Below are 26,267 nucleotides of genomic sequence, written 5' to 3' on the forward strand. Positions count from 1 at the left end.
GCATGTCGATTTTGCCTGTCAAATCATGTGCACACGAATACAGCAATCCCTCGATACTTGATTTCCGGGGCAGATTTTGTATAATAAAAGCATGGTTACGAAATGAGAAGGACTGATCCCATGTCGAATCCCTCTACAACACAATTATTGGATATTTTGTCCCATTGCGCGCTTGGCGCGGTTTTGTTGGAATCCAACAGCCGCATTCTTGAAGCCAATGCAGCAGCCGATCGCCTACTACATGGCGACGGTGAATTGGTGGGCAAATACCTGCGCGAGATCGCTCCCATCCTGTGTGAGGAGCCCCAGGAAAAAGTCTATGAGCGCATTGCCTTTGGTGAATACCTTGTACGGTACTCGGTCCCGGAACTGCAAGCCATGGTGCCGCCTCATACCCAGCTCGTGGTCTTCCGAGATGCTTCCAACGACGCTTGCCATGATATGCTGCTGCATGTGCTCGATCAGATCAGCGAAGCCATTGTGCTTTGCGACTGTGAAAGCCGTATCTGGCTACTCAATCATGCGGCCATCCGTTTGGACTCCATGGTCACCGAAGACGTACGCGGCGAGACCATCGATGATGTCTATTGCATGCTTGACGGCAGCAAAGCCGCCGTGCCGCGCGTCATCCAGGAACGGCGGCCGCTTGTGAATATGCGGCAATATTATGGCACGCGATATGGCAAACATATCGATGTTGTATCCAGCGCCTTTCCCGTTGTGCAGAATGGGCAGGTCTTGGGCGGCTTCAGCATGCTCAAAGACTGGAGCGAAATCGATAAACTGAACAAGAAAATCATCGACCTGCAAGCCGAACTGCTGGAAAGCCATGCATCTCACAAACCCCAAGTCAAAAGTGCGCTTGCAGCCCGCTATACCTTTTCCGATATCATCTCCATCAGCCCCATCATGAGCGGGGTAGTCGCACAGTGCAAACAGGTCGCCAAAACCGATTCATCGGTCATGATTTACGGCGAAACCGGAACCGGCAAAGAACTGTTTGCCCAAAGCATTCACAATGCCAGCCGCCGTGCAAAAGGTCCTTTTTTGGCCATCAACTGTGCCGCCATTCCGGAAAATTTGCTGGAAAGCCTGTTGTTTGGCACCGAACGCGGTGCCTATACCGGAGCTGAACGCCGTCCCGGCCTGTTTGAGCAGGCCAATGGTGGTACCTTACTGCTCGATGAAATCAATTCCATGCACATCAACCTGCAATCTAAATTGCTGCGCGTGCTGCAAGACGGAGTCATCCGGCGAGTCGGCGGCTCATCCGAAATCCATGTGGATGTGTGGGTCCTGTCCAATACCAACATGCCGCCCTATCAGGCCATGGAAGAAAACCGGCTACGGCGCGACTTATTTTACCGCCTAGGTGTGGTCAATATCAATGTACCTCCCCTGCGCGACCGCAAAGAAGATATTCTGCTGCTGGCCAAGCATTTTATTATGCAGTGCAACAAGAAACTTGCGCGTACGGTAAGCACCATTGACGCCGCCACACTGGAAATCTTCCAAGCCTATGACTGGCCCGGCAATGTGCGGGAGTTGCAGCACGCCATCGAACATGCCATGAATGTCCTGCCTGACGCCTCTTCCTCGATCTCCCCGCAAGATCTGCCAGCACACATCAACGTGCAGCTGCCTGCAGCGCCGGCAGACGATTCTTTCCAGACCACCGTCCATAGCTTTGAACGCAGCACCCTGTGCAAAGTGTTGCAGGAAACCGGCGGAAACATCACACAATCGGCCCGCATCCTGAAAATGAGCCGTCAAAATTTGCAATATCATATCAAGCGGCATCAAATCGACGTTGCCGCATTGCTTCATAAGCCTCCCAAAATGTGACGTACCGGGGCATATGCAAAAAAAATTTGCATATGCCCTGGTCTTTTTCTTTCGAAATACTTCTGTGTTGGAGAAAAACACTGGAATTCTTTCCGTCTATACGGGTCCCATTCATCTTTGCAGTCCTCTTTGCATCTGGTGCCTATTTTCTTTGCATGTTGGTTTTTAGAACCGCCAATTTTCTTTGCTCTTGTAGAAGTATATACACGGCCCGACGTTTTTTTACAAAAGAATCGCTTTCCATGTCATGCGGTTTCCTTGTTAAAGCTATACAGTTTTTGTTTCCTATTTTTATATAAATCCACCATTCTCACATGACTTTTTGCCTTTTTTGACGGCTCTGCACATTTTGGCATGCCTTTTGCTTCTCTTGTAAGTATGAATTTCTTTCATAAGCGTATTTCGAGTATATGGAAAACAGTAGGAGGAAATGACATATGAGCAAAGAAAAAGTGCAAAAAATTCATGAAGCCACCCTGCGCATTCTGGAACATACCGGAGTCAAGTTCGTACATCCGGACGCGCAGAAAATTCTGCTGAAACATGGCGTTCCCATGAAAGACGATATTGCGTTTTTTAGCCCCGACATGGTGATGGAATGGGTGGGCAAAGCGCCCTCCAGCTTTTTATTCGAAGCCATCGATCCCAAAAATAATTTGACCATCGGTGACGGGCACTGGGCCCGCGGCGTTACCATCGTGACCAATCTGATCGACCGGGACGGTACCCAGCGCGACGCGACCATTGAAGACTATCTAAAGATTCAGAAACTTTACGAAGCAAACCCCAACATTGGGTTCAACGGCGGCATGACCGTTGATCCGGTCGGCATTCCGCCCGAGTGGAACGATCTTGTGCTCAATTATGCCTCGCTTTGCCACTCCACCAAGCCGTTGTATACCGCGGGCGGCAATTATGAAGAGATGGAAGCTGTCATCGAAATGACCCGCACCCGCTTTGGGTATTCGGAGGATGAATTGCGGCAGCACTGTGTGCTCGTTGGTCTGTCCAATCCAAACACACCCTTGCTTGCTACCGATGACATGACCGAAACCATCCTAACCTTTGGCAAATACCGTCAGCCGGTTGTGATCTGCTCGGCTGCTATGGCCGGCACCACGTCGCCGGTCACCATTGCCGGTACCATTACCGTGACCAACGCTGAGGTTTTGGCGGGCATCATCCTGGCCCAGATGGCCAATCCCGGTACTCCTGTCATCTATGGCACAGCTTCGACTGCTGCTGACTTGCGGTCATGTGCCATTGCCATTGGTGCGCCGGAGAGTGCGCTTTGCGTCAAATATGGCGCCGAACTGGCCAAATTCTATGGCGTACCCTCCCGCGGTGGCGGAACGCTGAGCGACGCCAACATTTTCAGCCCCCAATGTGGTTATGAAGGTGCGCTCACCTATTATGCTTCCCGCAAACATGGCATCAATCTGATGCTGCACTCGGCAGGTGTCATGAACGGTTATCTTTCCATGTCTTATGATAAGCTTTTGCTGGACTTTGACATTCAGGAACACATTGACCGCTATTTGGCAGACATCGACGTCAACGAAGATACGATTCCCGAGGAACTGATTCATGAAGTGGGTCCAGGCGGCGAATATCTGACCCAGGAACACACCTATGACTACATGCGGGAAGAACTGCTGACGCCCCATCTGGCTTCCCGTGGTTCCAAGTCGGACCCGCAGACATTCTATAAAAATGTGGATAAGCGCATGGAGCAACTTTTGGCCTCGTATCAGAAACCGGAGATCCCTGCCGATACCCTGGCCGCGATGCAGGCACTTTTGCGTAAACGCGGCATTAGCGAGGATGTGATTGCACGCTGCACCGTATAAGCACGACATCTGTACCGGATGTCAGCATGCATAGACCCATCCCTTTTCGCAGCCCATATCCAACACGATTTTTCGTGTTATGCTCGAAATGCTCTGAGACGGGAAAGCCGGGACCTTTTGGTCCCGGCTTTCCTGTTTTTTTGCAAGGCATTCCTCGAAGCGCAAAAAGAATAACCTTCTTGCTGCAAGGCAAAGAAGGTTATTCTTTTTCTTTGGAGAGAAAATGCTTTGTGTTCCCTTTGCTTTCCTGTTTTTTTAGGTTCATTTCTCCCCCAATTTCTTTGCGGATGAAAGAAAAATAAAAAATTTGGTTATCCGTGATTTTCGCAATCTTGCGAATGAATTTTCCAATCGTCTGCGGTATACTCAGTGTGCCGTTCGGGAAAGGAACTCTGGGATACACTCTGTCTGCGAAACTGGCGGGGCGATACCCCGACGACCTTGGTAAACCGTTGGGTAAAGTGATTCGGGTTATCGTAGCCGACTGCCTGCGCGATCTGCGTGATCGAATAGGACGTATCGGTCAGCAGCGATTGGGCTTCGCCGATGCGCCGCTGTAAGCGGTATTGCATAGGTGCATACCCGGTTTCCTCCCGGAACAGATGGGCGGCATAATAGGGACTGACGCGAAAGGCTGCTGCCAAATCCGAAAGCGTGAACGGTTCGGTATAATGAGCATCCAAGTAGGCACGCATGGCGCGCACGATCTCGGTACGGTCGGAACGGTCGACCGCAACCGCTACCCGCTCATGCAGCAGTCCCCGCACCATCGCCAGCAGACTGCACAGCAAGCCGTCGGTGATGCGGCTGATATCGGGCTGGCCGCTTTGTATCGCCTGTTCCATCCATTCCATCACCAGACGCAGCTTAGGGAAAGTTTCACCGCTGGGCACACAGACTTCACCTGGCGTGAGCGCCAGCCGTCCCGCGGCCTGTCCTTTGAGCTGTAAGCCCGCAATCCCGCAGCAAAACAGTTCCATACCTTCGGGTACGGCAGCCCGCTCATCATGCAGGGAATTTTGATTGTAAATGATAAAATCCCCAGGATGCGTATGGTAGGTATGGGCATCCACACAATGGATTCCTTCCCCTTTGCAGACCAGCACCAGTTCGGTCACGTTGGTATGCTGATGCATGGACCGCGACCGTCCATCGGCACGCAAAACCGAGTGTGCAAAATACGCCATGCGCGGCAGCACGCCGCCCTCGTATAGGTCGGACAGCTCGCCGTGATGGGGAATGGCATAAATCTGCATCATTGTGTCAACACCTCATTTCTCTCTCCATGGTACCAGATGCCCTGGCATCCAGCAAGAGAGCATTTTGAACAAGGAGTCTTTCCGCATGGAAAAATCAATCATTCGCACCTGCAAGCTGGGAGCCTTCTTCCTTTCCGCTTGCACCAATCTGCTCGCGCCGCTGCTGCTCGCCATCCGCGCCGAGTTTTCGCTGAACACGGCTATGAGCGGCGCGCTGCTCACCGCCTTTTTTGCCGGAAACTTTGCCTTGTGCTTTTTCAGTGGACGGCTGCTCAATCGGTTCAGCAAAGGACACTGCCTGTGCGTTGCGGTCACGATCATGACGCTGTCGTGCTTTGGGGTCGCCGTTTCGCCTTCGTTCCCTGTCCTTTGGGCCGGACTCTTTCTCATGGGCGCCTGCACGATTGTTATGCAGGTAGCAACCAATGCCATCGCCACCGGACTGGCTCAGCAAGGCGCGGCCTCCCATGTGGCTGGCATCACGGCCTTCAACGGTCTGGGCGCCTGCGCCGGTCTGTTGTTTGCCGGACAGTGCGTATCCCTGGGCTTTAGCTGGCGGATGGTCTATATTCTGTTTGGTTTGTGCTCGATCGTAGCGACGGTTTTGTGCTGGAAAACCAAGTTCATTCCCATGCCGCAGCAAGATGCTGGCCATTTCCGCGATCTGTATACCCTGGTCAGCGATCGTCGTATTTTGCCGTTTTTCCTGTGCCTGCTGCTGTATTCGGGTTCGGAAACCTCGATTTGCAACTGGCTGGTCACCTATGCCGTGGAAAACCGCGGATTTACGACCTTTGCTGGTTCCATCCTGACCGCGCTCATCTGGCTGTTCGTTTTCGTCGGCCGGATGGCCTGCTCGGAAGCCTCCAAGCGTGTGCCGGCCCGGTGGATCTTGTCTGGTCTGATGCCGGTCGCAGCCGTGACCACACTGCTCATCCCGCAGCTTTCGCAAATCGGCATTTGGGCGGCCGTTGTGGTGCTCGGGCTGGCACTGTCGGGTATCTGGCCCATGCTTGCCAGCGAACTGCTGCGCATTGGCGGCTATGACCAATCGGTCACGCTGTCGACGGCGTTCCTGTTCAGCTTTTGCGGCAATACGGTCATCCCGTATGGGATCGGCCAAATCGCTGAATTTCAGACCATGCCCATCGCCATCTTGTCTATTGGCGGCATCTTTGCCGGACTGTTCTTCTTCTTCCTGTTTGCTGCACACCGGCCTTGTGTACGGAAGGTCTCCAACCAGTCTGGTTCCTAACATCATTTCCCATTTCCGACATTTTGCATAAAATAGTTGCATTTTTCACCAAAAAATTGTATTCTTTAATTAGTCCTAGGGGAGGACAAATGAAAAAGAAGGTGAAAAAATGAAGAAAAGAGTGGTTTCCTGTTTTCTCATGGTTTGTGTGCTGCTCAGCGTATGCTTGCCCAGCGCTGGCGCGCTCGATGTGCGGGCAGCATCCTACTTTGTCATGGATGCGCAGACCGGAGAAGAATTACTTTCTGATGATGCGGACGTAGCCCGCGTCCCGGCCAGTATGACCAAGGTCATGACGGCTTACATCATCTATCAGGAGCTCGAAAAGGGCACTTTGACCATGGATACTCCGGTGCTCATCAGCCACAATGTAGCGGTCAAATCGCGGGATTCCAATTACCCCATGGCGGTTCCGCTGACCGAAGGCGCGACCTATACGGTCGAAACGCTGCTCAATCTCATCATGATCCCCTCGGCCAGTGCTTCGTGCATTGCGATGGCCGAGCACATCAGCGGTACCGAAGCTGCCTTTGTGCAGCGCATGAACGCCACTGCACGGGAACTGGGCGTCACGGCGACTTATTACAACTGCCATGGTGCGCAGCCCAATTATGTCACCGCACGTTCGCAGGCCAAGCTGACCAAGCGGTTTATCGACGATTATCCGGCGATTCTGGATATCACCAGCAAGAGCGGCTATTCCTTCAATGGCCGGTATTATAACAATACCAACCATCTGCTCAACACCATGGGCCCCTACGAAGGTTTGGACGGCTTCAAAACCGGTACCATCTCCGCCGCTGGATATTGTGTGACCACGACCGCAGAGCGCAATGGCCGCCGTGTCATTTCTGTCGTTCTCAAATCGACCAGCGATGCACAGCGCTTCCGCGATTCACGGCAGCTTTTGGATTATGGCTTTGCCGAGATCGCCCGGCGGGATGCCGCACGTGCATCCACCGTCATTCAGTTGACCGATACCCCTGCTTCGGTTCGTCCGTATGAACCCTTCCAGGTATCCGCACAGCTGACCGGCTTCTCGAACGCCTATGTTGCCAAGGCACAATGGTACGTCAACGGCACCGCCGTCAGCGGATTCGGCAATTCCTATTTCCAGGCACAGCCGAATAAGGTATCTACCCTGGATACCACGCTGTATGACATGTCACGCGATACCGTAGATGTTTCCTTTATTTTGACCATGTTTGACGGCACCGAAAAGCGCGCCGATCTTTCCATCCCGGTCGAGCAGCAGCCGCTGGAATATCAGGGCAGCCTGAATATTCGCAGCGCCCAAGTGTATCCCGGTAAGGAACTGACCGTCACCGCCGACCTGTCCGGTGCAAACGACATTGCATCCGTTTCGCTCCCTGCCCGCTGGCAGTGGGATGGACAGGACATCACCGGCGCTGTCAATCCAGCATTCCAAATTACGAATGACCAGGCGCACAGTACCTATACCCTCCGCATTCCTGCGGATGCGCAGCCTGGCCAGCACGAGATCCGCTTTGTTGTCGGCGATGAATCGCTGACCGGCGTCGTGCCTTGTGTGCTTTCGGCTGTGGTCGAAGTCGTTGCCCCGGAACCGCAGGTAGAAGAAGTTCCGGATACTGACAGCGAACCCACGTCCGAAGACAATGAATCCGTTCCCCCAACCGAAACACCGGAGGAATAAAAAGAAATCGCCCATACCGAGAATGGACTGCCCCAGATTGTGCGGACAGTATAAAAAAGAGCCCTGGTAGGAAAGATTGAGTTTTAAGTGGAGAGGCGTCGCGTAAGCGGCGCTTCTCCAGTCTTTAGCTGGATGCGCTCATGGTTGTAAAAGTAGATGTAGCGGTCAATCATTTCATTGGCTTGCGAGAAGGTAGCCGGTTTGTGGCGGTAGATGCACTCTGTTTTGAGGATAGAGAAGAAATTTTCCGCCATAGCGTTGTCATAAGGATTTCCACGTCTTGACATAGATGGCGTAATGCCGTATGTTTGAGTTAGCTCAAAATATGCTTGTGAGGCGTACTGAGCACCCTGGTCGCTGTGGAGCTGCAACTCTGCAGCGGCCCTCTTTTTCTCTTGCTTCATTGCCAGACGAATGGTGTCCAGAACCAGATTCACCGTTTGTTCCGTTCCGGTTTTGTAAGCCACAATACTGTTGTCATAGAGATCCCGGATCATGGACAGGTACAGTACGCCCTGCTTAGTGTGGATGTAGGAGATGTCCGTTACCCATTTGCTGTTGGGCTTGTCGGCCTGAAACTGCCTGCTTAGCAGATTCTCGTACTTGTGGAGCTGCTGCCCCATCTGCTGCCATTTCCTGCGTCGGCGGATTTCTGAGAGCAGATCATATTTCTTCATAATCCGTAGCACTGTTTTTGGATTACAGAAAATATTCTGGTTCTTCAGCCATAGACACATCCGCCGGTAGCCGTAGGTGCGGAAGCTGCGTTCCCGCTGTTGTCCAATTAGTTCTGCAAGAGCTGCGTCCTTCTCCGGCTTACCAAGGCGATGGACGAAGGCATAGTATCCGCTTCTGGATACTCCAAAGAATTTGCACATAACTGCCACGGAATACTCTGCTCTGTGACGATATATAATGTGATATTTTACCTTTGCCCTCACTTCCTTCCTATGCAGTGCAGAAAATCCCGCAGCAGCCTATTCTCCATACGAAGTCGCTGGATCTCATGTGCCTGCTCGGTTATAATATCTCTTGGTGCGGCATTTGTTCTTGGCCGCCCTTGGGGCCGCGCAAGGATGCCAGCTTCTAACATACGTTCTTTCCTCCGTTCACGCTTAAGTAGACTTTTTATCACCTGCTTATCCTGAAAACCGTAATATTCTGCAACTTCCCGCTGGGTTTTCCCCGCTGCCAGCATAGCCTTGATTTCTGGCAACAGCACTTGAATGTGTGTGTATTTTCGTTTCTCCATGACAAAACCCCCTGATGTAGTCTATTTTCCTACATCAGGGGGTTTTTGTCACTGTCCATTTTTACTGGACCGGTTCAGAATGGTATGGGCGATTTCTTTTTTTTATAAAATGGGTGAAGTCTGCGGCTGCTGCCGGCCTTCCAGCCGGTCCCGCAGACAGTAAAGCGAAACGCTGAGATAAATGATCCCAAAGCTGCTGAGGATACCACACGTAAACAATCCGGCGATAAACCATGGCAGGTAGCTGGCCGTAAAGGCAATCATCTCCCGGCGCTGCCCGCGCAGCAAACGTGCCCCTTCCTTGGTGGCACGCCAAACGCCGATTTTCGGGTCATCCCGCAGAGCGGAATAACCCATCCAGTAGCTGGCTCCCAGGCCAGCTGCCGGCAACAGCATCAGACAATACACCAAAACGAGTACACCGATTGCGGTCATGACCATATTCCAATCGGCCGCATCGCCCAGCATGTTCAGGACGAAATACAGCGCAACCTCATACACGACCGTAGGCAGGATAACCAGCAGCAGCATGCGCACAAGCATGCACAGCATCATGCGAATGCCCCGAAATATCTCCCGGATGCTGCCCAGCGGTGCAAATAAACTTGCGATCTCGGGCGTCTCTCCACGCGCAATGCCAACGAAACAGTACTGCGTGCCCAGCATGATCGGACCCAAGATCACGATCTCACACACCAGATTGATCAGCAGCATCCGTATGATGCGCATGAGTCCGGCATCCAGCGGCAGCGCAGTCATGGTGCCGATGAACACAGCCGGCAGCATATATACCGCCACCGCCAGCACACACACCGGCAAACGGGAAAAGATTTTCATCTTTGCTTCCATTTTGATGGTGCGGCGCAGCGTATTGTCCAGTTTGATCATATTTTCTACATCCTTTATGGGGTTTCTGTGGTAGCCGGTGCTGTCGTGTCCGAAGTCGCCGGTTCGGTGGTCGCAGCCGGTCCAACCAGCACGATTTTATCCCGCTTTTTATAGTACGAATTGTTTGCCTTGGTGGTCGTGGAGGTACCGTTTTCGGTAACCGTCTTATAAGTCACGGTCTTGTAGCCGGTTGCACCGGTCTGCTGGGTTTCCCGGGTGCCCGGTGCCAGCGATGCATCGATCTTCTCAACGACTTCATAGTCCAGCGTTTCCAGAATTTCTGTTTTCAGCGTGACCTTTTTGTCCGAGGTCTTGGTACCCACAATATCGATGTACATTGCACCGCCCGACTGGGACGCTACAATCTTGATCGGATACTTGGTGTTATTCTTGAAACGGAAATCTGGGCCGCCCCACGATACGGTGGCATCTTCGCCCAACGGGGTGTAAGACACCGTCAGGCTGTGGTTATGACGCTCGGTCACTTCGAGGTCAGCGCGCAGGACTGCCATGTACAGCGTCGAAGAAGGCTGGCAGACACCGCCGCCGACTTCGTCGATCAGCTGACCGTTGGCATAAGCGCCAGCCGACCGGAAGCCACGTTCCGCGGTACGCTCGCCCACGACATTATTATACGAAAATTCTTCGCCCGGATTCAAAATCGTGCCATTGATATACTGGCAAGCCAACCGGACGTTATTGGTACGCGGTTTGTTGCCCTCGTTCAGGTTGGTCGATGTGCTGGCCAGCGTATCCCGGAACAGAACATCGGCCAGCTGGTCGGCAGAAACCTCTGCCGGTGTGCGAGTAATGGGGATCTCATAAGTCTGGGCGCTGCCATCGCCAACAATGGATTTTGCCTCCTCAACATCGAAGGATACCCCATCCACGCTGGGCACAATGGTTTTGCCATCCGATTTGTCCACCGTCGCATTTTTCGGCTGAGTCTGCGCTTCGGCTGCAATCTGGTCGACATCCACCGGCGCCGGGTCACTCGTTGTGACCTTGACCTCATACGGCTCAAAATCCATGGTACGGATTTTCTCGGTAATGGCTTTGGATACCACATCGCGGTCAAACGAAACACCGAGCTTGCCGGTATCGATGATCAACTTATCTCCTTCGACGGTCCAGCTAGGATTGACCGGCTCGGTCAGGGCTTCAGAAGCGATCTCATCCAGGCGAGCGGTCAGAGCTTCGTCATCGACGCTGACCGACAGCGGCGCTTCGCCCTGCCCGACCAGCGCGGACAAAGTATGCCCTACCCGCGTGAACAGACCGCCTTCGTGGGTATAGTCATAGGCTTCCTGAGCCGACTGCTTGCTGTCCATACCGGTCGTGACCGATGCAATATCGATGGTATAGTCCTTATCATAGATGGTAAGCGTAATGGCCTTGCCATCGAGCAACTGGCTGCTCGCCTGGTCAATTTCTTTTTGCGCTTCTGTCAGCGACATGCCGCCGACCTTGACCGCTCCGGCCTGCATCCCAAAATGGATGCCGCTGTATCCGTAAGTATACCCCAGGGTGCCGCCTGCCAACACAACAATTATGGCACCGGCAATTGCAGCAATTTTTTTCCAGGGCGTATTCTTCCCACTTTTTTGCTTCTTTTCACTTTTCTTTTTGCGGCTGCGGGAAGTGCTCCGCTTTTTTTCGGGCATAGCATCCGCCAACGCCGCCGAAACACCATGTCCAGCCGGCACCAGATTTTCAAACGCCGACATCGGCTCGAACATGGGCTCCTCTTCCCGGAACGAAGGCTCAGCGGAAGACCCCGCCAGGTCATGTGCCGATTCCTCATCCCGCGCGCGCAGCAGCGCGTCCAAGGCATGATTGCCCGTACTTTCTTTGCCGTTCATTTCTTGTAAGATGTCTTCCAACGAGCGATCGGCGGAAGACCCTTCTTGTCGTTTCTCCATCGTCTATCCTAATCCTCTCTGTAAAATGGCCTCAAACATCTGTATTCCTTATTGTATGACATTTTCCGTCGAATTACAACAACAATTAAGCAACATAAAGGCGCACATCCCCTTATGCAGAAGGATATGCGCCGTGCTGTTAAAAAATGAGCTGGAGTTTGGAAGCCGTTTTGCAGCAAGGCAACGTATTATACATTAAAACGGAACAAAACAACGTCGCCGTCCTGCATCACGTATTCTTTGCCTTCCGAACGCACCAGGCCCTTTTCGCGCGCTGCGGCCAGCGAACCACAAGCCATCAGGTCATCGTAAGAAACCACTTCGGCACGGATGAAACCGCGTTCGAAGTCGGTATGGATCTTACCAGCTGCCTGCGGTGCCTTGGTTCCCTTTTCGATCGTCCAGGCGCGCACTTCCTGCTCGCCAGCGGTCAAATAGCTCATCAGGCCCAGCAGGTCATAGCATACGCGAATCAGACGGTCCAGACCGGATTCTTCCAGGCCCAGTTCGCTCAGGAACATCTGCTTTTCGTCTTCTTCCAGCGTTGCGATATCCTCTTCCAGCTTGGCACAGATGGGCAGTACCATCGCGCCTTCGGCGTCGGCAATCGCCTGTACCGCTGCCAAACGGGCATTTTCGGTCTGGTCGCCGGTAAAGCCGGCTTCGTCCATATTGGCGGCATAGATGACCTTTTTTGCGGTCAGCAGGTCGCTTTCCTTCATGACACGCTGTACGTCTTCATCATCGGTAAAGCCCGGGAAAGTGCGGGCAGTTTTGCCCTCTTCCAGATGTGCCTTGAGCTTTTCCAGAATCTCGACGTCCAGATTCAGTTTTTTGTCGGCCTTTGCGGCCTTGCGGGTACGGTCCAGACGGCGCTCCAAATGCTCGATATCGGACAAAATGAGCTCCAAATTGATGGTTTCGATATCGCGTCCGGGGTCGACCGAACCTTCTACATGTACGATGTTGTCGTTATCAAAGCAGCGCACCACGTGTACCACAGCGTCGACTTCGCGGATATGGCTCAGGAACTTATTGCCCAAACCTTCCCCCTTGCTTGCGCCGCGCACCAGGCCAGCGATGTCTACAAATTCGACGACCGCAGGCGTGGTCCTTTTCGCATGGTACAGGTCGGTCAACGGCTGCAACCGGTAGTCCGGTACCGCGACCATACCAACGTTGGGGTCAATGGTGCAAAACGGATAGTTTGCGCTTTCTGCGCCCGCGTTGGTAATCGCGTTGAACAGGGTGGATTTGCCCACGTTGGGCAAGCCGACAATACCTAACTTCATATATCTGTGCATCTCCTTTATGAATCCTTATGGGGCGTTTTCCGTTGTCCGCCCTTTTGAAACCCGAACGCCGTTTGTCACGGTCGTTTCCGGGTATTTGGTCCTTATTTTAAATGGTCCCCTCTTTTTCAGATGGTGGCTTCCTGCTCATTTCGTCAGAAACCACTGGAATATGACCATTATAGCAGATTGGTTTGCTTCTCTCAAGGGCTTTTGTCACAGAATCCATACAAAAAAGACGCTGGAAATCCAGCGTCTTTTGCTGTTTATGGGGTTTCTGTGCCAAAGGACACATATAATTCCGGATTGACCGCCACGCCATTGTAATGCACTTCAAAATGCACGTGGGGGCCTGTGCTATTTCCGGTATTGCCGGAAAGCGCGATCTGACGGCCCTTGGTCACCGTGTCGCCAACATTCACAAGCAATGCGCTGTTGTGTGCATAGAGTGTTTTCAGACCATTTTGATGGTCAATGATGATATAGTTGCCATAGCTGTCCGACCATTCGGAAACAATGACCTTGCCATTGTCGGCCGCATAGACCGGCGTGCCTTCCGATACCGCCAGATCGACACCCTTGTGCCAGCGGCCATTGCGGAATTTAAACGCCGAGGTAAACCGGTATTCGGTCACCGGAGCGATCAATGTGCCGGTACCAATATCCGAACCGCCTGTGCCGACCGCGACCACAGCATCGGTCGCTTGCGTCAGGATAGCACGGCTGACAACCGTGCGCTGGGTCTCCACACCATTGAGCGTAACGACCTGCTCTTGGACCGAAGCTTCGCCATCCTGGCCGACCTGCATGGTCTTGGTGGAGTATTGTGCCAGCTGATCGTTTTCCACCATTTGTGTCGAATACGGAATGGGCTCGGTATAGGTCTGCGTGCTGTACACTTCGACATCTAAAAGCCCTTCCTCCGTGATCTGCTGCTTGAGATCTTCAGCAGAAACTTCGGCATCCGCCGGAGCCGGAGAAAGCGTCACATTCACATTTTCCACAAAACGTGCATGGTCGCTGTCGTTGGACTTATAAACATCCAGCAGGCTATCCAGCATATCCTGCACATCTTCCAGCGAACGGCAGGCGCCCACAGTTTCTCCATTGACGGTCAGTACGGCCATTCGTTCGAGATCGTCCGATGCCTCTGCGAGCGAAGACACCATATCATCGACCGAACTGGTCTTGCCCTTGAGCATCAGAGCCGACTGATACGACAGTTCGTCATCAAACGAGTACGCCACACCAAATTGCGACTCCATGCTGGTTTCCAGCAAGTTGGCAGCCAACTGCACCGACGACGCATCATTCACATAGCCAATCGTCTGCCCATTGAGGGTGACTTTCAAGCACGGCTGCAATGCTGCTGCCATGGGAACGGCGAACAGGCCCACAAAGCAGATGGCCGCTGCCAGCAACCGCGGCGGCTTTGGAATCTTGGGCAGCCCCGCCAGACGCACGGCAGTATGGAATCGAATGGTATCCAGCCGCACTTTGATGCGCTTCCCGAACGAAGTTTGCGGGCGAGGAAGTGCGATTTTCTTTAATTTTTTTGTTTTGGTCAAAGGAAAAGCCATGAGATAGACGGTCGTTCCTTTCCATGATAAAGATTACAAAATGTTTACAAAATATATGATACGCTGTATGGGTGAAATTGTCAAGGGTCCTTCTGTGAAGAAATTACGAACTTTTTGCAGCATCTTTGTAGCATAAAATCCAGAATCAAAAACGTCCGCGCTCTGCCCCATTATGCCGGCAGCATGGCCTCGATCATCTGATTTAGCTGCTCGGTTTCCAGATACCCTGGCCAGCCCAGCAGCACTTCTCCTTCCGCCGAAACGAACAGGGTTGCCGGGAATCCGCTTACCCCGCAGGAGATAACCGCTTCCATCTCGGTATCAAAATAAACCGGGAAGGTATACCCGTTGTCGGCAATGTACTGTTTGCCGGCTTCCACGGTTTCCTGCTTGCCGTCCGCGGCATCGATCATCACAAAGTTGATCTGATCGCCATAGCTTTCATACGCCGCCTGAAAATCCGGCAATTCTTTTTTGCAATAGCCGCACCAAGTGGCCCAGAAATTGATGATCGTCGGTTTGCCGAGCAACGCGCTGCTTTCCACCGGATTGCCTTCGGCATCGAGCACGGTAAAGTCCGGCAGCATGACCGCTTCTTCCTCCGACGAGGTGCTGCTTTTCTCCTCGGCCTGAGAAACCAGCTGCTCAGACTGCTGTTTGGACAGGAGCGAATATCCTACCCCGGCCAGCACCAACACCACGACCAGCAAGCCGATCCATATAATTGTTTTTTTCATATCCTTTCTCCTTTAGTTCCCGAGAAAAGCCAGCAGGCGTCCCATCCATCCGGCCATCATCATCAGGCCGATGAACACCAGAAACCCGCCGCAAACCCGGTTGATGATCTGATAATGCTGTTTGATCCATTGGAATGCGCCCTTGAGCGAATCAATGATGAGCGCACTGACCAAAAAGGGGATGCCCAGTCCCAAAGAGTAACACAGCAGCATCAAAATCCCCTGTACGGCCGAACCGTGCTGGGAAGCCAGCAGCAGTGCCGAACCCAAAAAGGCGCCCACGCAGGGCGTCCATCCAATCGAAAACACCAAGCCAAACAGCATGGACGGGAAAAAGCCATGCCCTGCCGGACTGATCTGCAAGCGCATAGTACGCTCCAAAAAGCCCAGGCGCAGGACGCCCATAAAAGATAGGCCAAAGACGATCACAATAGCGCCCGTTACCAGGTTGACCGCCGTTTGATGAGTGCGCAGCAGATTGCCCACGCTACCGGCCAGGCCGCCCAGTGCCAGGAACATCACGGTAAACCCTGCGACGAATCCAAGCGCTCCGCGCAGCGTTTGCGTGCGTGAGGCCTGTCCGCCGGCAAAGTAGGATAAATAAATCGGTAGCATGGGCAGCAAACAGGGGGAGATAAATGTAATAACCCCTTCCAGAAAAACGATCAGGTATTGCATAGGTCCTCCTTACATCCCGGAAATTGCGTTCCCTTTTGTACCGGGGTGTGGTATAATAAAACCACGAGATTCCCCATTTTTTCCGGGATGATACCAGCATACCATGAGGTGAGCCAAATGTCTAATGTAATTATTGTGGGCGGCGGTCCGGCCGGGATCTCTGCTGCTCTTTATACCGTGCGGGCCGGATTGGATACCACCATCATCTACAACGGCGTCGGCGCACTGGCCAAAGCACATGCAATCGAAAATTATTATGGCTTTGCCTTGCCGGTATCCGGCGAAGCGCTAGCCATGTCCGGTCTGGAACAGGCCCGCCGGCTGGGCGCCCGCATCATTCAAGATGAGATCACGGGCATCGGGTTTGATGAGCAATTGACCCTGACCGGAGCCGCCGGCCAATACGCTGCAGATTTTGTCATTCTGGCGACCGGTTCGCCGCGCACCGCGCCGCGCATCCCAGGTCTGAGCGAGCACGAAGGCAAGGGTGTCAGCTATTGCGCGGTTTGCGATGCCTTTTTCCACCGCGGCAAGCCGGTAGCCGTTTTGGGCGAAGGCGAATATGCCCTGCATGAAGTCAACACCCTGCTTCCGGTGGTGCGTTCGGTCACGTTGGTGACTGATGGCAAAACGCCCTCCATCCAGGTTCCGGAATCGGTCCGACTGGACACCCGCGAAATCGCCGCCATCGAAAGCGATGACAGCGGCCTGCGCATCCGTTTCACCTCGGGCGGAATCCTGTCGGTCAGCGGTATTTTTGTCGCCTATGGTGTAGCGGGCAGCGCCGAACTGGCCCGCAAAGTCGGTGCCTTGACCGAAGGCAACCGCATTTTAGTCGACCCCACTATGGCCACCAATATTCCGGGGCTGTATGCTGCCGGCGACTGCACCGGCGGCATGCTGCAAGTCGCCAAGGCCGTCTATGAAGGCGCACTGGCGGGCACAGCGGTCGTCAAAGCCGCACGTGGAAAATAAAAAAGCGCGGAGCCAACCAAGCTCCGCGCCTTTTTTATGTTTCAGCCTGTGTACGCAGCAGACCAAACCCGGCAGCAAGCCGGTGAAAAATCGCTGCAAATACCAAACCAAAGGTCACGCCCAGAACCGTGTCGACGATACGCAGAATCACGGCCCCTTGCAGACCATAAATACCCGTCCCCAGCATCAGGGCGCCAAAACAGTTCATGGCTGTTTTATATTGATAATCGGTGCAAAATCCCAAACACAATCCACCTAATGGCCCCATCAACGAATGCAGCGCCTCCGGGGTCACCAGATACAGCACAAAAAACGCACAGGAGCCTGCCACCGCCCCCACGATTCGCTGCCAGAAGCGGACGATCGTATGACCGGAGTAAGGATATTCCGACAGCAGCGAAGCGCAGGCAAATCCCATCCACATAAACCGTTCCACCTGGAGCACCTGCCCAGCCGTCAACACCAGACTCACGCCCAGTGCCATCCGAAATTGCCACAGATGTACCGGGGTGGAAAGATCAAACTTTCGCACCACGTGATGAAACCGCGTGGTTTGGTGCTGTTTGCGGTGCTTGGCAAACAGGATGGCGTCGCAAATCACATATCCTGCCAGCGCCATGAGCCCGCGGCGGACGAGCGCCTCCCCAACGACCGGGTTACCCGTCAGATACACATAAGCAAAGCTATATAAGCCGCCGTTCCCCATTTCGGGCCGCTGTGTAGTCATGTAGAGCAAAGCAAAAAACGCTGCAAAGTGCAAGGGAATCAAAAAAACAGACGGGAGCACGGCCGCTGCACTGGGCGCCAGGACCAGAATCCCCAACACCGCCGCCAGGGTAAGTAGCGAGTCGCCGATGCAGTATTCAAAATTGACAAAACGGATGCCCAGCATCATGCAGAACAAAGCCACCGCCAGCGGGGTGTTGTCGGCGCCAAACAGACCCGACAGCAGACTGATAAACACAATGGCAAACCCTACGATCAGCGCCGAGCGCACCGCCATGGCAACCCAGTAATATGCTTTCTCCTGCCTTGTGCTGCAAGCGACGATCTGCCGCTTCAAGATGGCGGGGTCCATCTGCAACGCATCATAAAACTTCACGGGTCTTTTCCTGTCCTTTCTCCAGATGTGTGGCCAGTTTATCCGCATAATGCAGAAAGGCTTCAAAATCTTCGCTCGAACTGCGCCAAAGATCATAAAAGGGCTGTAAAATGCTCTCATAGCCTTTTTTCAGCTCGGCAAGGCCGGTTTCTGTGATAAACAGCTGATAACTCCGTTCGTCCACGGTTTGACGCTGCTTGCGGATGCAGTTCTTTTCATACAATGTTTTTAAGCAGCGGCTTACCGCTTCTTTTTTCATACCGCTGCCCTGACTGAGTAAAATCGGGGTGTTCTGTTCCGGTTGCAGATATAGCCGGGCCAAGAGTTCGCATTCGCTGGCGGTCAGTACAGATTTGCGCATCGGCAGCAGAGAGCGCATGACCTTTTGCACCTGCTGCTGATAATGCATCATATCTGTCCATTCCATGGTTTGAAGATTCCTCCCATCATATAGTTAACTTTGTTAAGTATATGATAAAAATTGTCCTTTGTCAAGCGCGACCAGAAACATGGGCAAAATATTGTGAAACCGTCCGATTGCTGTTACAATGAGGGATAAGACAGCCCATACGTGAAAAAGATTGGAGGTGCCCCATGGAGTATCAAATTATGATCGTGGAAGATGACCCGGATATTGCCGAGCTGCTCTCCCTGCACTTGCAGAAATTTGGATTCTCGACCCACTGCTGCCAGGATTTTTCCAATGTATTCAAAGAGTTTGAGGAAATCGCTCCGCATTTGGTGCTGTTGGACATCAATCTTCCGGCATATGATGGATTTTACTGGTGCGGGAAGCTGCGCGCCAAAAGCCCCTGCCCGATTATCTTCCTGTCCTCCCGCAATGCGGATTCCGATCAGGTATATGCCATGATGAACGGCGGGGATGATTTTGTGACCAAACCCTTTTCACTGGATGTCATCACCGCCAAAATCACAGCCTTGCTCCGCCGCACCTATGGAGAATATGCAGTCTCCTATTCCAAGCAGCTGCAATGCGGGGACTGCACGTTTTCTCAAAACCGGCTGACGCTTGCCTGCAACGGCAAAGAGGTCGAGTTGTCCAAAACCGAAGCCGGGGTTCTGCGCGTCATTTTTGAAAAATATCCCGATGTTGCATCCCGTGAGGAACTTCTCAGCGAAATCTGGGACGACGAAACCTTTGTGGAAGAAAACACGCTCAATGTAACGATCAGTAGGATACGCCGCCGTCTAGAACAGGTTGGCTCCCGCCTCGTCGTCAAATCGGTGCGCGGTGTCGGATATCGGATTGGAGAGCTGGGCCATGAACGATAAGAAAATCGGAAAACATCTCCGGCTTTTTCTGGCCGATCATCTGTGGATGATTTTGCTGTTTCTGGCTGCTCCGGTTGCGCTGCCTGTTTTCTATCTGGTGGTTGTCGAACCATCCGCCAAGCCCGCAGCGCTATATTATTGTTTTCTTGCTTTGTTTGTGCTGCTCTGCTTTCTTCTTTACCGGCTTTATGCCACCTGGAACCTGTATGAACTGTTTTGCGGCGAACACACGGAAATGGAAGACTTTCTGCTGCATGCCCCCAAAGGCCGGGAGGAACGCCAATACCAGCAATTGATGCTGGCATTTTATCGCCGGTATCTTGCCAAGCTCCGTCAGTTGGAGGATGGCAAAAATCAGAACAAACTCATGATTTATCGCTGGGTCCATCAACTCAAAACGCCCCTGTCTGTCATCCAATTGATTGCGCAAAAGAACGGATACCAGTCCGATTATAAAAAAATATCCCAAGCCGCGTCCCAAATCCAATATGCTTTGGACCAGGTGCTCAATCTGTATAAGCTGGATGCGATGGAAAAGGACTTTCATGTCGAGCGCATTTCGCTGCGGCAGATTGCCAAAGACAGCATCAATGAACTGAAATCCAGCTTTATTGCGCGCGGCATCTTTCCAAAGCTGGATGCGGATGAACAGCTGATGGTGTACAGCGATTCCAAATGGCTTCGTTTTGTGGTGCATCAGCTTTTGACCAATGCCTTGAAATACAGCGATGAAGGAAAAACCATCGCCGTTCGGGCGTACTGCACCCAAACAGCCGTTGTGCTCAGCGTAGAAGATGAGGGCTGCGGCATTCAGCCGGAGGACATCCCCCGGATTTTTGACCTGTTCTTCACCGGACAAAATGGACGACTGCGGGGCGAGTCCACAGGACTGGGGCTTTATATGGTCAAACAGATTCTGGACTATCTGGGACATGCGATACAGGTAGACTCTGCGGTAGGAAGTGGAACCAAATTTCAGATTTTCTTTAAACAAGCACAGACGGATGACACGAGAAAGATGACAAAACTGTAAGGTTGCGTCATCTTTCTCGATTTTTTGAATCGGGTTTCTGCGCTATACTGGAAGTAGAAAACAAAGGAGGACCCTCGCGATGCCGATTTTAGAAACCAAACATCTTGGCAAGGTATACGAAGGTAAAATCCCGTATACGGCTTTACAGGATATCAACTTTCAAATGGAAAAAGGCGAATTTGTCGCCATTATGGGGCCATCTGGCAGCGGAAAAAGCACCCTGCTGAATGTGATCTCCACCATCGACCATCCCACCAGCGGCAATGTGACCATTGACGGGAATGTGCCCCACACGATGCGGGATGAGCAACTAGCCCACTTCCGCCGCAGCGTACTAGGGTTTGTGTTTCAGGATTTCAATTTGGTGCAAACCCTCACCGTCGGAGAAAATATCATGCTGCCGCTGACTTTGGAAGGGGTGGCGCCATCCCAAATCAAAAAGCGTGTGCAATCGGTTGCCGCGCTGCTAGGTATCGAACCGTTGCTACCCAAACGGACCTTTGAAATTTCCGGCGGGCAGGCGCAGCGGGTGGCAATCGCCCGCGCCGTTGTCACAAATCCTGCGCTTCTGCTGGCCGATGAACCCACCGGAAATCTGGACTCCAAAGCTACCAAAGATGTGATGGGATTATTTCAAATGCTCAACCAGACCCAGCAGGCTACGATCCTGATGGTGACCCACGATTCCTTTGTCGCAAGTTACTGCAAACGTGTGCTCATCATCAAAGACGGCAAGCTATATCAGGAGATCGTTTCCGGCGGAAACCGGCAGGCCTTTCAGCAGAAAATTGTGGATGCCATGAGTCTTTTGGGAGGGAAACCCCGTGACATTATTTGAATTTGCGTGGAAAAACATCAGCCGGGATAAGCGAAACTATATCTATTATTTTATAAACTGCGCATTCTCTGTCTTTGTGTTTTTCCTGTTCAGTGTGCTGTCCTTTCATCCGGCGCTCCAGGTCATTGATACCGAAAGCGCGATGGGGATAACCTTGGCCGTGGGCGAAATCATTTCCGTCGCATTTTCCATCTGCTTTATCTCGTATTCCATGCGTTGCTTCTTGAAAAACCGGAGCCGTCAGCTTGGCCTGATTACCATTCTAGGAGCTTCCAAAAAACAACTGAACCGGCTGGTCTTTCTGGAAAATATGCTCGTCGGGATGCTGTCGGTTGTCGCTGGTATCCTGTTTGGCCTGGTGTTTTCCAAGTTCTTTCTGGATCTTGCCAATCGGCTGATTGGGGTATCAGAATTTACCTTTTACCTGCCCATACAGGCCATGCTACTGACCGTAGCCGTGATGGGACTGGTCTTCTTTGCCATTGCATACTTTACGCCAAAATTTATCCGCAAAAAGGAAGTCGTCAAACTCTTAAAAGCCGAAGCCAAGGACGATATCCTCAACGGAAAGCCGCACATAAACTCCGGCGCGGCAAGAGGTATCTATCTCCGGTGCGGGAAGCACCACAGTTTCCTTTCTGCTTTTTCTTGCCACAAATCATCCCACCTTTCTTTGGCTTGTTTGCTCTGCCAGCTGAATCAGTTGGATCGCTTTCTGGTATTCATCCTGGTATGTAAAGGTGATCTCCAATTCCTTTTTCCCAATCACCTTGATGCTCTGTATCATGTGAACCACAGCTTTGCGGTCCAGGGTCTCCATTGTAGAGAACTGTGTGAAGTGGGAAATCCAGCGGTTCCGTTCACTCCGGTTCTCCAGAACATCAGCCAGCTTTTCCTTTAAGACCCGAATACTCTCTTTTGCATTTTCCGCAATCCTTGTGTATCTGGCCTTATAGTCGGTATATTCCTCTTTGCTGATGGTGCCGGTAATCAGGTTTTCATACAGGCGGGCCTTAAATTCAAGCGCCTGTTCCACCTGCTGCTCATTGGCGGCGATGTGGGAGGCGTATTCATTGGCAAGCGCCTGATTGATGCTGCTCTGGTCGATACCGTCCAGGATGGCTTGCAGGCAGCTCACATTGTCAATGTAGCCTTTCAGACTGTCCTTGACACAATCTACAAGATCGCTTTCCTTGAGCATTACCGGGTTGGTGCAGCCATGCTTTTTCCCGGTGGGGCAATAATAATAGTGATATTCCTTGCCCTTGACCCGGTTTGTTTTTCGCGTCATGCGGCTCCCACAGCACCCGCAGATCAAGACGCCGGAAAACAGATACACCGTATCCTGCTTGGGGGAAGTCCGAGTATCCAGTCTGCGGATACGCTGGACCAGTTCAAAATCCTGCTTGGCAATCAGCGGTTCATGGGCGTCAGGGACGCGAATCCACTCAGAGGATGGCCGCTGCTCCATCTGCTTGATTTTGTAGTGCGGGGAGCCCTGCTTGCCCTGTACCAATGTGCCGATGTAGGTTTCATCCTGCAAAATACGAATAATCGTTGTAGCAGACCACTTGCAATCCTCTTTGTCGGCATAGCCGTGTTTGGCATAAGGAAAACCATTGTTTTTCTTATAGGCCAGGGGGGAGAGGATGCCCATTTCGTTCAGCACGGTGGCGATCCGCAGGGCGCTCGTCCCGTCTAGGCGCATACGGAAGATGTCCTGGACAACGCGGGAAGCATACGGGTCGGGCACAAGCAGGTTTTTGTTTTCCTCGGACTTCATATAGCCATAGACGGGAAAGGCTCCAACAAAATCTCCGTTACGGCGCTTTATATCCAAAGAGGTACGGGTCTTGATGGAAATGTCCCGGCAGTAGGCTTCGTTCATAATGTTCTTGACGGATACGGTCAGATCGTCACCGCTGCCTTCATGGGCGGTGTCGATGTTATCCGTGATGGCAATAAAGCGAACCCCATAAGTGGGGAACACCCGGCGCAGATAGCGTCCGGTTTCGATGTACTCTCGTCCCAGGCGGGAGAGGTCCTTTACAATGACGCAGTTGATCTTGCCATCGGTGATGTCCTGCATCATTTCCTTAAACGCCGGACGGTCAAAAATGATACCGCTGTAACCATCGTCGATTTTTTCGGATACGATTTGGATGTCCGGGTTTCGTTCAATGAAGTTCTCAATCAGCTTCCGCTGGTTGGTAACACTGTCGCTCTCGCTGGAGCGATCATCTGTGTAAGACAGACGAATGTAAGCTGTTGCCTGATATTTTGGCATGAAAAAGCACTCCTTTCCTCCCGGAAGCTCCCGCAAGAAAAGAGTGGATTTCGAGGTTTTCAGTTTTCATCCTTTTCCATACACATCGTAGCACGCTTTTGGAAAAAGAGCGAGGATGTCGATTACCTTAAAATCCCTTGCAGGCACTCCTCCAATGTGATCCCGTTGCTGGCAAATGCGGCATTTACCACAAAATCACCGCAGCGAAAACGATAGGGATTTTTGATTTGGTGAAGAAAGGCCGCGATCCGTTCCTCTTTGGGAAGGTCTTTATCTACCGCAACTTCACGGATGTCAACCAATTCATCGGTTGCTGATTGTGGACAGGTTTGTGTCAACTGGTTCATAAGGGTTCTCCTTTCTTTGAAGTCGGTTTCAAAATCACATGAATGCGCTGGCAACCGAAGCTGCCAGCGCATGGTATCTAACTTTGAAAAGAAAACTGCATCTGGATGATGACCTGTTGTTGCTTACGGTAACCGGACGCAGCTCTCTTGAATTTGAAGTTCGCTTTCGCCACATTTGCCACGCATCCCTGACGATGGGGACATTCCCGGTCTCCGCTGGCGCGGATGTCATAACTCCGCAGCGTCGTTTTACTCGTGCGCCGCAGGGTTCCGCCTCAAGTCCGTGGGCGGGTGTGAACAAGTATCTTTAAGCCCCCATGGAGTCCTCGCGCTCGAAGTGCCACCTCCGGGTCTCAGGCTGGCGTTGATCGCTGGGAACAGCCTTGTTTATCACCTCCTTGGCTGTCCATCTTGGCGGCGCGCCTGATTCGCTCGTACATGGGTTATGTACCAGAAATGCCGTCTATTCAATTGTCAAAGTACCATCGAAGGGGAAAACTTGTCCTTCTATTAACACTGACAAAAGGGGCAAAAAACAGGCGCTTCAAATGAAACTTTATCAAAAAATTTTTGCCAACTGTTTCAGCCCACGCCGGATGCTGTCACGGACACGGCTCGGATCTACACCTTCGGCTCCGGCAATCTCATTTACGCTCATCCCCAGATAGTACCGAGCATAAATTCTTTTTGCCTGTTTCTCCGGCAAAGCCATCACGGCGGAGTAAATCTGCTCGCGCAGCTGCTTTTCCTCCAGAAGCATCTCCGGCGTCTCCAGCTTTCGCAGGACCGCATTTTCAATTCCATTCTCACAGTCCAGGGAGTACTGCGCCTTATAGCGATACATTTTTCGCTCATAGGCTGCTTCAGCTCGCTCGTCAGACTGAAACACCGCTTGTACTTCATCGGTTACTTCCAAAAAGGCATCGGTTTTATAAACATCGGGATACAGATCCCGAAGATTGACTTTCTTCATTATGTACCTCCATTTCGATTCACGGGTGATTAGCGGGTGAATCGAATGGAGGCGGGGAACGGCATCGAGGCCGTTTGGGGACATTCGGCAAAAAACGACAAGCAAAAGCGCCAGTCTCCCATTCCAGGAAACTGGCGCAACAAAAAAGATCATTATTATTCCGGTTTGCGCAGAACGATAATACCGACAGGTTGCCGAACTGCCCCGGAGGGGAAGCTACACTTTTTTTAGCAAGTGAAGATTATGAGAACTGTAAAAGGTTAAAACAAACAAAGCGGCATCCTCCTATATGCCGCTGTAAATAACCTTTCTGTCTACGCAGTATAAAGCGGCAGCTATTCAGCAAGCCGCGTTTTCATTGAACCATTACTCAATTAACAGCTGCTCGCCATTATTGAGAGCTATGGTATAGAACAGAAAGCAAGATTTACTTTAGATTTATACAAGATTTGCACAAGAAATACCTATACTTCGAATTTGTAGCCTATTCCTCGAATGCTTTTAATATGTTCTGATGCAGTTTCCGAACTTTTTAACTTTTTCCGTAAATTACTTATATGGCTTGAAATCGCATTGCGTGAATAAAACGAAAAATCATCATGCCAAACAGAATCCATTATCATTTCATAAGTATAGACTTGCCGTTGATTCATAATTAGCAGCGCAAGAATATCAAACTCTTTTTCGGTCAAATCAATGCATACCCCAGCTATCTCTACAGACCTGTACTCTAAGCAGAAAGACAAGTCTTTCACAGTGATGATTGTTAGCGGTCTTCTTTTATCTTTTGGTATTTTCAAACAATTTCTCATACTATTTTTCTCTGAAAACATTTCTACCATAGGATGATTATAGGTATGTAAATATTGAGCAGCACCAAAATGGACACATGCATACCGCTGTTCCTCCGAATATGAAGGTGGCACAACAATAATTGGTACCGCACGTTTTTGTCTCAAGATATCCAAATCGTCTTGTGGAATCACATCAGAGCAAATAGCTACGCATATATATTCTTTAAAAGACAGCATTGCGGCCGCTTGTTTAATATTATCAGCATAGTCAAATTCAATTTCAAATTCTTTCCATCGGCCAGCAGTAACCTCATATTCATTATAGGCGTATCCTACGCCCAATACATGCGGAACCATATGTTCACCTCCTACTACTTCTAGCAGACAGTTCA

The 26,267-nt window shown here is 51.7% G+C and carries 25 protein-coding genes and 1 pseudogene; 10 read left to right on the forward strand and 16 right to left on the reverse strand.

Annotation, left to right across the window (positions count from 1 at the left end; translation table 11 throughout):
* Positions 1 to 120: 120 nt before the first annotated feature.
* Together EFB11_RS04150 and EFB11_RS04155 are read left to right on the forward strand one after the other, a co-directional pair.
* Positions 121 to 1,845, forward strand: a complete 1,725-nt coding sequence (locus EFB11_RS04150; protein WP_122789065.1) for a sigma-54 interaction domain-containing protein — start codon at positions 121 to 123, stop codon at positions 1,843 to 1,845.
* A 437-nt stretch (positions 1,846 to 2,282) separates the two neighbouring features.
* A complete protein-coding gene (locus tag EFB11_RS04155; RefSeq protein ID WP_122789066.1) occupies positions 2,283 to 3,695 on the forward strand; it encodes a trimethylamine methyltransferase family protein in 1,413 nt (470 codons plus the stop codon).
* Between the two features lie 311 nt (positions 3,696 to 4,006).
* Here EFB11_RS04155 and EFB11_RS04160 read toward each other — a convergent pair whose 3' ends face one another.
* Positions 4,007 to 4,954, reverse strand: coding sequence for an AraC family transcriptional regulator (locus EFB11_RS04160; RefSeq protein ID WP_122789067.1), 948 nt, complete (start codon positions 4,952 to 4,954; stop codon positions 4,007 to 4,009).
* Between the two features lie 85 nt (positions 4,955 to 5,039).
* Here EFB11_RS04160 and EFB11_RS04165 point away from each other — a divergent pair, with 85 nt between their 5' ends.
* Together EFB11_RS04165 and EFB11_RS04170 are read left to right on the forward strand one after the other, a co-directional pair.
* Positions 5,040 to 6,209, forward strand: a complete 1,170-nt coding sequence (locus EFB11_RS04165) for an MFS transporter (protein WP_122789068.1) — start codon at positions 5,040 to 5,042, stop codon at positions 6,207 to 6,209.
* A gap of 109 nt (positions 6,210 to 6,318) precedes the next feature.
* Positions 6,319 to 7,884, forward strand: a complete 1,566-nt coding sequence (locus EFB11_RS04170) for a D-alanyl-D-alanine carboxypeptidase family protein (protein ID WP_122789069.1) — start codon at positions 6,319 to 6,321, stop codon at positions 7,882 to 7,884.
* 83 nt (positions 7,885 to 7,967) lie between these two features.
* On the opposite strand, the gene EFB11_RS04175 is transcribed toward EFB11_RS04170, so the two are convergent.
* The 8 genes from EFB11_RS04175 to EFB11_RS04210 all read right to left on the reverse strand — a co-directional run bounded on the left by EFB11_RS04175 (position 7,968) and on the right by EFB11_RS04210 (position 16,233).
* A complete protein-coding gene (locus EFB11_RS04175; RefSeq protein WP_243115141.1) occupies positions 7,968 to 8,771 on the reverse strand; it encodes an IS3 family transposase in 804 nt (267 codons plus the stop codon).
* 50 nt (positions 8,772 to 8,821) lie between these two features.
* The gene (locus tag EFB11_RS04180; protein WP_122789070.1) at positions 8,822 to 9,136 is read right to left on the reverse strand and encodes an imidazolonepropionase; all 315 of its coding nucleotides are present in this window, start codon (positions 9,134 to 9,136) and stop codon (positions 8,822 to 8,824) included.
* A 102-nt stretch (positions 9,137 to 9,238) separates the two neighbouring features.
* Positions 9,239 to 10,024: a DUF975 family protein gene (locus tag EFB11_RS04185; RefSeq protein ID WP_122789071.1), complete on the reverse strand. Its 786-nt coding sequence runs from the start codon at positions 10,022 to 10,024 to the stop codon at positions 9,239 to 9,241.
* 14 nt (positions 10,025 to 10,038) lie between these two features.
* Positions 10,039 to 11,946 carry a VanW family protein gene (locus EFB11_RS04190; protein WP_122789072.1) on the reverse strand — a complete coding sequence of 636 codons (1,908 nt, stop codon included), beginning with the start codon at positions 11,944 to 11,946 and terminating at the stop codon, positions 10,039 to 10,041.
* Between the two features lie 188 nt (positions 11,947 to 12,134).
* Entirely contained in the window at positions 12,135 to 13,238 is a 1,104-nt protein-coding gene (ychF, locus tag EFB11_RS04195) for a redox-regulated ATPase YchF (RefSeq protein ID WP_122789073.1), read from the reverse strand.
* 266 nt (positions 13,239 to 13,504) lie between these two features.
* A complete protein-coding gene (locus EFB11_RS04200; protein ID WP_164706597.1) occupies positions 13,505 to 14,734 on the reverse strand; it encodes a M23 family metallopeptidase in 1,230 nt (409 codons plus the stop codon).
* A 254-nt stretch (positions 14,735 to 14,988) separates the two neighbouring features.
* A complete protein-coding gene (locus EFB11_RS04205; RefSeq protein ID WP_122789075.1) occupies positions 14,989 to 15,555 on the reverse strand; it encodes a TlpA family protein disulfide reductase in 567 nt (188 codons plus the stop codon).
* A gap of 12 nt (positions 15,556 to 15,567) precedes the next feature.
* Positions 15,568 to 16,233, reverse strand: a complete 666-nt coding sequence (locus EFB11_RS04210; protein ID WP_122789076.1) for a cytochrome c biogenesis CcdA family protein — start codon at positions 16,231 to 16,233, stop codon at positions 15,568 to 15,570.
* Between the two features lie 117 nt (positions 16,234 to 16,350).
* On the opposite strand from EFB11_RS04210, the gene EFB11_RS04215 reads away from it, so the two are divergent.
* The gene (locus tag EFB11_RS04215) at positions 16,351 to 17,208 is read left to right on the forward strand and encodes an NAD(P)/FAD-dependent oxidoreductase (RefSeq protein WP_122789077.1); all 858 of its coding nucleotides are present in this window, start codon (positions 16,351 to 16,353) and stop codon (positions 17,206 to 17,208) included.
* A 34-nt stretch (positions 17,209 to 17,242) separates the two neighbouring features.
* Here the strand turns inward: EFB11_RS04215 and EFB11_RS04220 are convergent, their stop codons facing one another.
* Positions 17,243 to 18,310 carry an FUSC family protein gene (locus EFB11_RS04220; RefSeq protein WP_122789078.1) on the reverse strand — a complete coding sequence of 356 codons (1,068 nt, stop codon included), beginning with the start codon at positions 18,308 to 18,310 and terminating at the stop codon, positions 17,243 to 17,245.
* Complete coding sequence (locus tag EFB11_RS04225) at positions 18,297 to 18,737, reverse strand: MarR family transcriptional regulator (protein WP_122789079.1); 441 nt, start codon at positions 18,735 to 18,737, stop codon at positions 18,297 to 18,299. The genes EFB11_RS04220 and EFB11_RS04225 overlap by 14 nt, the downstream gene beginning before the upstream one ends.
* 167 nt (positions 18,738 to 18,904) lie before the next feature.
* Here EFB11_RS04225 and EFB11_RS04230 point away from each other — a divergent pair, with 167 nt between their 5' ends.
* The 4 genes and pseudogenes from EFB11_RS04230 to EFB11_RS17515 all read left to right on the forward strand — a co-directional run.
* Entirely contained in the window at positions 18,905 to 19,603 is a 699-nt protein-coding gene (locus tag EFB11_RS04230) for a response regulator transcription factor (protein ID WP_122789080.1), read from the forward strand.
* Positions 19,593 to 20,636 (forward strand): sensor histidine kinase, encoded by a 1,044-nt coding sequence (locus EFB11_RS04235; RefSeq protein WP_122789081.1) that lies wholly within the window; start codon positions 19,593 to 19,595, stop codon positions 20,634 to 20,636. The genes EFB11_RS04230 and EFB11_RS04235 overlap by 11 nt, the downstream gene beginning before the upstream one ends.
* Positions 20,637 to 20,715: 79 nt before the next feature.
* A complete protein-coding gene (locus EFB11_RS04240; protein WP_122789082.1) occupies positions 20,716 to 21,474 on the forward strand; it encodes an ABC transporter ATP-binding protein in 759 nt (252 codons plus the stop codon).
* A 211-nt stretch (positions 21,475 to 21,685) separates the two neighbouring features.
* A pseudogene (locus EFB11_RS17515) lies at positions 21,686 to 21,934 on the forward strand (FtsX-like permease family protein); the annotation flags it as partial.
* A gap of 72 nt (positions 21,935 to 22,006) precedes the next feature.
* Here the strand turns inward: EFB11_RS17515 and EFB11_RS17335 are convergent.
* The 3 genes from EFB11_RS17335 to EFB11_RS04255 all read right to left on the reverse strand — a co-directional run bounded on the left by EFB11_RS17335 (position 22,007) and on the right by EFB11_RS04255 (position 24,108).
* The gene (locus EFB11_RS17335) at positions 22,007 to 22,129 is read right to left on the reverse strand and encodes a hypothetical protein (RefSeq protein ID WP_279220526.1); all 123 of its coding nucleotides are present in this window, start codon (positions 22,127 to 22,129) and stop codon (positions 22,007 to 22,009) included.
* 3 nt (positions 22,130 to 22,132) lie between these two features.
* A complete protein-coding gene (locus EFB11_RS04250; RefSeq protein ID WP_122789084.1) occupies positions 22,133 to 23,761 on the reverse strand; it encodes a recombinase family protein in 1,629 nt (542 codons plus the stop codon).
* A 122-nt stretch (positions 23,762 to 23,883) separates the two neighbouring features.
* Positions 23,884 to 24,108: a DUF6870 family protein gene (locus EFB11_RS04255; protein WP_122789085.1), complete on the reverse strand. Its 225-nt coding sequence runs from the start codon at positions 24,106 to 24,108 to the stop codon at positions 23,884 to 23,886.
* Between the two features lie 38 nt (positions 24,109 to 24,146).
* On the opposite strand from EFB11_RS04255, the gene EFB11_RS16735 reads away from it, so the two are divergent.
* Complete coding sequence (locus EFB11_RS16735; RefSeq protein ID WP_164706510.1) at positions 24,147 to 24,419, forward strand: hypothetical protein; 273 nt, start codon at positions 24,147 to 24,149, stop codon at positions 24,417 to 24,419.
* 248 nt (positions 24,420 to 24,667) lie between these two features.
* Here the strand turns inward: EFB11_RS16735 and EFB11_RS04260 are convergent, their stop codons facing one another.
* Together EFB11_RS04260 and EFB11_RS04270 are read right to left on the reverse strand one after the other, a co-directional pair.
* Positions 24,668 to 25,081 (reverse strand): sigma factor-like helix-turn-helix DNA-binding protein, encoded by a 414-nt coding sequence (locus tag EFB11_RS04260; protein WP_016147205.1) that lies wholly within the window; start codon positions 25,079 to 25,081, stop codon positions 24,668 to 24,670.
* Between the two features lie 464 nt (positions 25,082 to 25,545).
* Entirely contained in the window at positions 25,546 to 26,232 is a 687-nt protein-coding gene (locus EFB11_RS04270; RefSeq protein ID WP_016147206.1) for a winged helix-turn-helix domain-containing protein, read from the reverse strand.
* Between the last annotated feature and the right edge of the window lie 35 nt (positions 26,233 to 26,267).

Origin of the sequence: Intestinibacillus sp. Marseille-P6563, from assembly GCF_900604335.1 — a bacterium.
GTDB lineage: Bacteria > Bacillota > Clostridia > Oscillospirales > Butyricicoccaceae > Butyricicoccus_B.

Bases quoted from the DNA above. Each gene is read 5' to 3' on its own strand.
- EFB11_RS04250 (WP_122789084.1), bottom strand. From the start codon at position 23,761: ATGCCAAAATATCAGGCAACAGCTTACATTCGTCTGTCTTACACAGAT.
- EFB11_RS04160 (WP_122789067.1), bottom strand. From the start codon at position 4,954: ATGATGCAGATTTATGCCATTCCCCATCACGGCGAGCTGTCCGACCTA.
- EFB11_RS04270 (WP_016147206.1), bottom strand. From the start codon at position 26,232: ATGGTTCCGCATGTATTGGGCGTAGGATACGCCTATAATGAATATGAG.
- EFB11_RS04205 (WP_122789075.1), bottom strand. From the start codon at position 15,555: ATGAAAAAAACAATTATATGGATCGGCTTGCTGGTCGTGGTGTTGGTG.
- EFB11_RS04215 (WP_122789077.1), top strand. From the start codon at position 16,351: ATGTCTAATGTAATTATTGTGGGCGGCGGTCCGGCCGGGATCTCTGCT.
- EFB11_RS04185 (WP_122789071.1), bottom strand. From the start codon at position 10,024: ATGATCAAACTGGACAATACGCTGCGCCGCACCATCAAAATGGAAGCA.
- EFB11_RS04150 (WP_122789065.1), top strand. From the start codon at position 121: ATGTCGAATCCCTCTACAACACAATTATTGGATATTTTGTCCCATTGC.
- EFB11_RS04240 (WP_122789082.1), top strand. From the start codon at position 20,716: ATGCCGATTTTAGAAACCAAACATCTTGGCAAGGTATACGAAGGTAAA.
- EFB11_RS04230 (WP_122789080.1), top strand. From the start codon at position 18,905: ATGGAGTATCAAATTATGATCGTGGAAGATGACCCGGATATTGCCGAG.
- EFB11_RS04190 (WP_122789072.1), bottom strand. From the start codon at position 11,946: ATGGAGAAACGACAAGAAGGGTCTTCCGCCGATCGCTCGTTGGAAGAC.
- EFB11_RS16735 (WP_164706510.1), top strand. From the start codon at position 24,147: ATGAATGCGCTGGCAACCGAAGCTGCCAGCGCATGGTATCTAACTTTG.
- ychF (WP_122789073.1), bottom strand. From the start codon at position 13,238: ATGAAGTTAGGTATTGTCGGCTTGCCCAACGTGGGCAAATCCACCCTG.
- EFB11_RS04165 (WP_122789068.1), top strand. From the start codon at position 5,040: ATGGAAAAATCAATCATTCGCACCTGCAAGCTGGGAGCCTTCTTCCTT.
- EFB11_RS04180 (WP_122789070.1), bottom strand. From the start codon at position 9,136: ATGGAGAAACGAAAATACACACACATTCAAGTGCTGTTGCCAGAAATC.
- EFB11_RS04210 (WP_122789076.1), bottom strand. From the start codon at position 16,233: ATGCAATACCTGATCGTTTTTCTGGAAGGGGTTATTACATTTATCTCC.
- EFB11_RS04170 (WP_122789069.1), top strand. From the start codon at position 6,319: ATGAAGAAAAGAGTGGTTTCCTGTTTTCTCATGGTTTGTGTGCTGCTC.
- EFB11_RS04255 (WP_122789085.1), bottom strand. From the start codon at position 24,108: ATGAACCAGTTGACACAAACCTGTCCACAATCAGCAACCGATGAATTG.
- EFB11_RS04155 (WP_122789066.1), top strand. From the start codon at position 2,283: ATGAGCAAAGAAAAAGTGCAAAAAATTCATGAAGCCACCCTGCGCATT.
- EFB11_RS04260 (WP_016147205.1), bottom strand. From the start codon at position 25,081: ATGAAGAAAGTCAATCTTCGGGATCTGTATCCCGATGTTTATAAAACC.
- EFB11_RS04225 (WP_122789079.1), bottom strand. From the start codon at position 18,737: ATGGAATGGACAGATATGATGCATTATCAGCAGCAGGTGCAAAAGGTC.
- EFB11_RS04235 (WP_122789081.1), top strand. From the start codon at position 19,593: ATGAACGATAAGAAAATCGGAAAACATCTCCGGCTTTTTCTGGCCGAT.